The organism is Pseudogracilibacillus amylolyticus (SeqCode), assembly GCF_051918545.1.
Classification (GTDB): domain Bacteria; phylum Bacillota; class Bacilli; order Bacillales; family Amphibacillaceae; genus Pseudogracilibacillus.
Genome location: NZ_JBPPZG010000196.1, coordinates 1 through 7,209, shown reverse-complemented (window position 1 = coordinate 7,209; position 7,209 = coordinate 1). Strand labels below are relative to the sequence as shown.

The window sequence follows — 7,209 nt, the reverse complement described above, 5'->3', positions numbered from 1 at the left end:
ATGATCGGTTGGTAAGAAGATTTGAATATTTATCAACATTTTAGAAAACATGAGCACCCATTTGTTGACCAAGCATTATCATGGAAAGAGCAAGTAGAAAGAACGTACACTCCCTATTTGTCTGATTTCCTTGATCCGAGAGAACAACAAATCGTAAGTAGCATAATTGGTACTGCCAATGAAGAAACAAAATATATATTCTTCGGAGGTGGGGATGAAACGGAACGACAACGTGGGATCATTGCACCATACTATGAAGAGATTACAGAAAAGCAATTTGAAATTACACTTTTAGAAGGAACTTTCGATAGTAAATTTAATCGCTTAGAGCACCGTGATATTTTGGGCGCGTTTATGTCACTTGGAATCGATCGAAAAAAAATTGGTGATATTTTTGTAGCCGATGATCGTTTTCAAATTATTGTTACTGCGGAATTATCCTCTTATATCATGATGAATTTGACACAAATAAAAAATGCTCGTATCGATTTGAAGGAAAAAGATTTTTCTAACTTGATTCGTAAACTGGATCAGTGGAAAACGGCAAGTCAAACTGTTTCCTCTTTACGACTCGATATAATGGTGAAAGAAATTTATCGAATATCAAGAAAAGATGCAGTATCTTACATAAAAGGAAATCGTGTTAAAGTAAATCATACAGATATTGACGATCCATCTGTACAAGTTATTGCAGGTGATTTAATTTCTGTTCGTGGCCATGGAAGAAGTAAAATCGTTGAAATAAATGGACGAACGAGAAAAGATAAAATTAGAGTAACAACTGCAAGATTAAAAACTTGAAATGTATAGAAAAAAGATGTTGAATTTCTAATTATGTACTATAATAGAAAAGAGAAATTGACAGTTTTTTTATGCTACATATTTAGTATTAGTTCTAAAACTAGACAAGCAAAGTATTTTTTTTAAAAATTTAGCAATATTTTTGGAGGTGTTGTTTTGGTACTCTCACCATTAGATATTCACAATAAAGAGTTTACACGCGGATTTCGTGGATATAATGAAGATGAAGTGAATGAATTTTTGGATCAAATTATTAAGGATTATGAAATTACGATAAGAGATAAGAAAGGTTTAGAACAAGAAGTAGAAGACCTAAATGAGAAGCTCAGTCATTTTATGAATATTGAGGAAACGTTAAATAAATCGATCCTCGTTGCCCAAGAAACAGCAGAAGAAGTAAAAGCGAATGCACGTAAAGAGGCTAAATTAATTATTAAAGAGGCTGAAAAAAATGCCGATCGCATTATTAATGAAGCATTGACTAAGTCAAGAAAAATTGCCATGGAAACGGATGAATTACAACGTCAGGCAAAAGTGTTTCGCACTAGACTTAAAATGTTAATCGAAGCACAGCTTGATATGGTGGATAATGAAGATTGGGAAAAGTTTTTGGAAACAGCAGAAGACGAGTCTGAAATCCTTGCAGAATAGCCTTACTTCTTACGTGAGTATAATAGAATAATTGTATGATTACAGTTTGATTGTGCTATAATAAATAGTATCTTAAAAGTACGTGCTCAAAAAGGAGGATAAAAAGGATCAAGAAGAAATTCGCAGTGTCATTTTTACCGGACTTTTTGAACATCCTCTTAACATGTTAACGAAAATTTCATACTTATTTAAATACGATGAAAGAAATAGTATAAAAGAAAACGAACTGTAAAAGCGAATTAGGGATGGTGAAAGCCTAATACAGTTATTCTTTTAGAAAATCATTCTGGAGTAGCCATTTGAAATATAAGTAGAATAGGACGGAAATTCACGTTACGAATATTAAGTGAATGTAAATTTATTAGCAGTTAAGAAAGTATAAATCCTTTCTTGACTCGCTCACTGGCTTAGGGCGCGACGTCCTGGGACTGGGAGTGTGCTTACTGGTTCCGCCGAAAAGCATTTGTCGTGGGCGCCAGTACTAGCACGTCCTTTGCGTCATACGTGCAACTAAGGCATTCAACGTAAAAGGCTTGGCGAATGCCAAGTTTTCTAAGATTTATAAGGGTGGTACCGCGGGTTTCCTCGTCCCTTTAGGGGCTTTGAGGATTTTTTTATATTTAAAATGAACTTAAATTTTGACAACGATCTCTTAAGGAGGATTAATTTAATGGACTATAAAGATACACTACGAATGCCAAAGACAAAATTTCCTATGCGAGGTAATTTGCCAAATAAAGAGCCTATTCGTAGAGAAGAATGGGATAATAATAAAGTCTATGAAAAAGTGCAGGATAGAACAAAAGGAAGACCGTTATTTGTGCTTCATGATGGTCCACCATATGCAAACGGGGATCTTCATATTGGGCATGCGTTAAACCAAATCTTAAAAGACTTTATTGTACGGTATAAATCAATGTCTGGTTTTCACGCGCCATATGTTCCGGGTTGGGATACACATGGATTGCCGATTGAAACAGCATTAACTAAAAATAAAAAAATTGACCGCAAAAAGATGAGCACAGCAGAGTTTCGTCAAAAATGTGCTGAATATGCACTTGACCAAGTAGATCGCCAGCGTGAACAACGGAAACAACTAGGTGCTACAGGTGACTGGGATAATCCATATATTACATTAACGAAAGATTATGAGGCTGCTCAAATTAAAGTATTCGGAGAAATGGCGAAAAAAGGATATATTTATAAAGGATTAAAGCCTGTATATTGGTCACCTTCTTCGGAATCTGCTCTTGCTGAAGCAGAAATTGAGTATAAAGATAAACGTTCTCCATCTATCTATGTAACGTATGAGGTGACAGATGGACTCGGTTTATTAGAAGAAGGAACAAAAATTATTATTTGGACGACAACGCCATGGACAATTCCAGCAAGTTTAGGAATTAGTTTACATCCTGATCTTGAATACGAAGTTGTACATGTAAATAATGAAAAATATGTAGTTGCTCATGACTTACTGGAAGCAATAGCCGAAGAATTAGAATGGGAAAACTATAAGAGTGTGAAAACATTTATGGGGCGCGAGGCGGATAAAGTAATTGCTAAACACCCATTTTATGATCGAGATATTATTGTCATGCTTGGAACACATGTAACTACAGAGGCAGGAACAGGTTGTGTTCATACTGCACCGGGTCATGGGGAAGATGACTTCTACGTATCTCAAAATTATGATGTCGAAGCGTTTTGTCCTGTTGATGATCGAGGTTATTTTACAGATGAAGCTCCTGGATTTGAAGGAATGTTTTATGATGATGCTAATAAAGCAATTACGGAGAAATTGAAAGAAGTAGATGCTTTACTAACATTAAAGTTTATTACACACTCATATCCACATGATTGGCGGACAAAAAAACCAACGATCTTCAGAGCAACATCTCAGTGGTTTGCTTCTATTAAAGATTTTCGTCAAAATATTTTAGATGAGATTAAAGAAGTAGAGTGGCATCCACACTGGGGAGAGACACGACTTTACAATATGGTTCGTGATCGAGAAGATTGGTGTATTTCTAGACAACGTACATGGGGAGTTCCGATTCCTGTATTCTATGGAGAAGATAATACGCCAATTATTACGGATGAAACAATTGAGCATGTTTCTAACCTATTCCGTAAACATGGATCAAATATTTGGTTCGAATGGGATGCAGAAGACTTACTACCTGAAGGATTTACTTCTGAACATAGCCCAAATGGCAAGTTTACGAAAGAAACAGATATTATGGATGTTTGGTTCGATTCAGGCTCCTCACATGAAGCTGTATTAGTAGAGCGTGAAGAACTACAACGTCCGGCTGATATTTATCTAGAAGGAAGCGACCAGTATCGTGGTTGGTTTAACTCCTCACTTTCTACAGCTGTGGCGGTTACAGGAAAAGCACCATATAAAGGAATACTAAGCCATGGGTTTGTTTTAGATGGTGATGGAAGAAAAATGAGTAAATCTTTAGGTAATATCATTCCACCTGCTAAAATTTTGAAACAGCTAGGGGCAGATATTTTAAGATTATGGGTTTCTTCGGTTGACTATCAAGCAGACGTAAGAATTTCACAAGAGATTTTAAAACAGGTGGCTGAAAACTATCGTAAAATCAGAAATACATTTCGTTTTATGTTAGCTAATTTGGCCGATTTTGATCCGAATAAAGATGCTGTAGCTGAAAAAGATTTAGAGGAAGTAGATCGCTATATGTTACATCGTCTACAGACCTTAGTATCCAATGCTAAAAATAATTATGAAAACTTTGATTTTGCTGATGTTTTCCATGATATTCATAATTATATTTCAATTGATCTAAGTGCTTTCTATTTAGACTTTGCTAAAGATATTCTTTATATTGAAGCGGAAAATGATCATAAACGCCGTAGTATTCAAACAGTTTATTATGAGACTTTAGTGTCTATTGTTAAGTTATTGACTCCAATTATTCCTCATACAACAGAAGAAGTATGGGAATATATTAACGGGGTAGATGCCGAGTACGTTCAGCTTACGGATATGCCGGAAGCACGTGAAGTAGAGAGCTTTAATCAAGAAGTTCAAGAAAAATGGGATCACTTCATGAACGTTCGCTCAGATGTGCTAAAATCGCTTGAAGAAGCACGTAACGAGAAAATTATCGGTAAACCATTAGAAGCAAAAATTACGATTGAAGCGAAAGATGATGTAACGAAAAAAGTATTGGAATCTATTCCGAACATTCACCAGTTACTGATCGTATCAGAAGCAGTGATTAATGAATCACATCCTAATGCAAAAGAATACCGCTATGTTCGCATTTACGTCGAAAAACATCCTGGGGAAAAATGTGAACGTTGCTGGATGTTATCTAATACAGTTGGTGAAAACGATAAGCATCCGGAATTATGTACTCGTTGCGCAGATGTAGTTGAAGAACATTACAGTCATTTAGTTAACTGAATCTAAAAGAGATGTTTTAAGTAGAGGGTGGTCATCCATCCTCTACTTTTTTGATATTGTAAATTAGGTTGTTTTAAAGATCAGTCTTTTGTAAACGGGTGATAGAACGAACAAAGAAATTGACTGAATTTACGTTCGTTAAAAAAAGGATTTAAAATACAGCAAAGGAGATTAATATATGATTATTTATGATACGTGCCGTACAAAAATTGGCAATTTACGATTTATTTTTGCAGAAAACGATCAATTAAGACGGATTGTTTTAACGGATAATCACTGGCATACTATCACTGCTAAGCATACGACGAAAAGAAGCCATGAACTTGGAAAACCTGTTTGTCAGTAATTCCAGCAATATTTTCAAGGGAACGTTCGTCAATTCGATATTTCATTTAAACTGAAAGGGACACCCTTTCAAAAACAAGTATGGTATGCTTTGCTACAAATTCCTTATGGGCAGATAAAGACCTATTCCGATGTAGCAGCTTTTATTGAAAGACCAAATGCCATTCGTGCGGTGGGGCGAGCTATTGCTGTTAATCCACTGCCAATTTTAATACCCTGTCATCGTGTCATTGGTAAGAACAAAAAGCTGACGGGGTACGCAGGTGGGGTGGAGATGAAGAAACAGTTGCTGGAAATTGAAGGTAATAACATCTTTGATAAGGCAGCCATTAGCATATTATAGTGGAGAAATCATTATTCTAAAAGATAGAACTATTGATACTACTAACAAACTATGGAGAAGAAAGGCAATAAAACTTACGAAAAAGACCATTCTTTAAAACTTTGGACAGTCCGATATATTTTTCCGTATAATAGATAAATCTCGTGAACAAATCGTATAATAGTGGTATTGTATTAGATATGTTTAGTTTTATTGGTCGATTTCGGAGGGTTGTTTATGATACGGTATTACATATTGGCAATTATTGTAATTTTAGTAGATCAGTGGACAAAATGGATCGTTGATAAAAAAATGGAAGTGTACGAAAGCATTCCTATTATAGAAAATTTCTTTTATCTTACTTCTCACAGGAATAAAGGCGCTGCCTGGGGGATTTTGCAAGGACATATGACTTTTTTCTATATTATCACAGTTGTCGTTATCATTGGAATCATATATTATATGCAAAAACATGCAAAGGATAATCGACTTCTGGCGATCTCATTAAGTCTCTTACTAGGTGGCGCAATAGGTAACTTTATTGATCGGCTTGTTCGTAAAGAAGTAGTTGATTTTTTAGATTTTATTATTATTAATTACGATTTTCCAATTTTTAATGTTGCAGACTCTGCGCTTACTATTGGTGTGATTCTTATTTTAATTGTTACTTTCCTTGATGAAAGAAAAGCTAAGAAAGGAAAACAGCTATCATGACTTTTATCCATCATATCATGGAGGAAGAAGCAGGCACTCGACTTGATAAGCTTTTAACAAACATAAATACGGAATATTCCCGGCAACAAATTCAACAATGGATCAAAGGAAATTATGTGTTCGTTAATAACGAAAAGCAAAAAGCGAATTATAAATGTAAGTATGGAGATATAATTGAATGGAATATTCCGATAGCACAAACAATGGATATCAAAGCAGAGCCAATACCTTTAAATATTTTGTTTGAAGATGAATATTTACTTGTCATTAATAAACCGAAAGGGATGCTTGTACATCCGACACAATCTGTGATGACAAATACGTTGGTAAATGGTTTACTATATCATTGTAAGCATTTGTCTAATCTTAGTGGAGATGACCGTCCGGGAATTGTTCACCGCTTAGATAAGGATACGAGTGGTGTACTGGTGATTGCAAAAGATAATGAAACACATGAACAGTTGAAAAAACAATTTCAGGAGCGAACAGTTACTCGAATTTATGAAGCAGTTTGTTTTGGTGTATTGTCCCATTCAAAAGGGGTCATTAAAGCACCAATTGGCCGAAATCCTAAAAACAGATTACAAATGGCTGTAGTGGAAAACGGAAGAGAAGCCGAAACTCATTTCCGAGTACTGAAACGATTTCAACAGTATACGTATGTGGAATGTGAATTAAAGACGGGGAGGACCCATCAAATAAGAGTACATTTAAAATATATGAATCATCCTATTGTCGGGGATGAGGTATACTGCCGTAAAAAATCTTCTCTAATAAAAGGCCAAGCACTTTACGCAAAAGAGCTTGGTTTTATCCACCCAAAAACAGGTGAAAAGAAAACATTTACTGTCGAACAACCAGAAGATTTCAATAATCTGTTACAAAGATTAGAAAATATGTCTTGACTTTGGAGGTCAGGTTTGAAATAATAAATATA

Annotated in this window: 7 protein-coding genes and 1 other annotated feature; all 7 genes read left to right on the top strand. The window is 35.2% G+C overall.

What is annotated here, in order from left to right; translation table 11 throughout:
- Nucleotides 1-21 precede the first annotated feature (21 nt).
- The 7 genes from ACPYKA_RS16945 to ACPYKA_RS16915 all read left to right on the top strand — a co-directional run bounded on the left by ACPYKA_RS16945 (nt 22) and on the right by ACPYKA_RS16915 (nt 7,177).
- Nucleotides 22-801 carry a YlmH family RNA-binding protein gene (locus ACPYKA_RS16945; RefSeq protein ID WP_479543392.1) on the top strand — a complete coding sequence of 260 codons (780 nt, stop codon included), beginning with the start codon at nt 22-24 and terminating at the stop codon, nt 799-801.
- 156 nt (nt 802-957) lie between these two features.
- Nucleotides 958-1,452: a DivIVA domain-containing protein gene (locus tag ACPYKA_RS16940; RefSeq protein WP_479543391.1), complete on the top strand. Its 495-nt coding sequence runs from the start codon at nt 958-960 to the stop codon at nt 1,450-1,452.
- A gap of 188 nt (nt 1,453-1,640) precedes the next feature.
- Nucleotides 1,641-2,048, top strand: a binding site (T-box leader).
- A 74-nt stretch (nt 2,049-2,122) separates the two neighbouring features.
- Entirely contained in the window at nt 2,123-4,891 is a 2,769-nt protein-coding gene (ileS, locus tag ACPYKA_RS16935) for an isoleucine--tRNA ligase (RefSeq protein ID WP_479543390.1), read from the top strand.
- A 178-nt stretch (nt 4,892-5,069) separates the two neighbouring features.
- A complete protein-coding gene (locus ACPYKA_RS16930; RefSeq protein WP_479543389.1) occupies nt 5,070-5,237 on the top strand; it encodes a hypothetical protein in 168 nt (55 codons plus the stop codon).
- 39 nt (nt 5,238-5,276) lie between these two features.
- The gene (locus ACPYKA_RS16925; RefSeq protein WP_479543393.1) at nt 5,277-5,579 is read left to right on the top strand and encodes a methylated-DNA--[protein]-cysteine S-methyltransferase; all 303 of its coding nucleotides are present in this window, start codon (nt 5,277-5,279) and stop codon (nt 5,577-5,579) included.
- Between the two features lie 216 nt (nt 5,580-5,795).
- Nucleotides 5,796-6,272 carry a signal peptidase II gene (lspA, locus tag ACPYKA_RS16920; protein WP_479543388.1) on the top strand — a complete coding sequence of 159 codons (477 nt, stop codon included), beginning with the start codon at nt 5,796-5,798 and terminating at the stop codon, nt 6,270-6,272.
- Entirely contained in the window at nt 6,269-7,177 is a 909-nt protein-coding gene (locus tag ACPYKA_RS16915; RefSeq protein WP_479543387.1) for an RluA family pseudouridine synthase, read from the top strand. Before lspA ends, ACPYKA_RS16915 begins: the two co-directional genes overlap by 4 nt.
- Nucleotides 7,178-7,209: the final 32 nt, after the last annotated feature.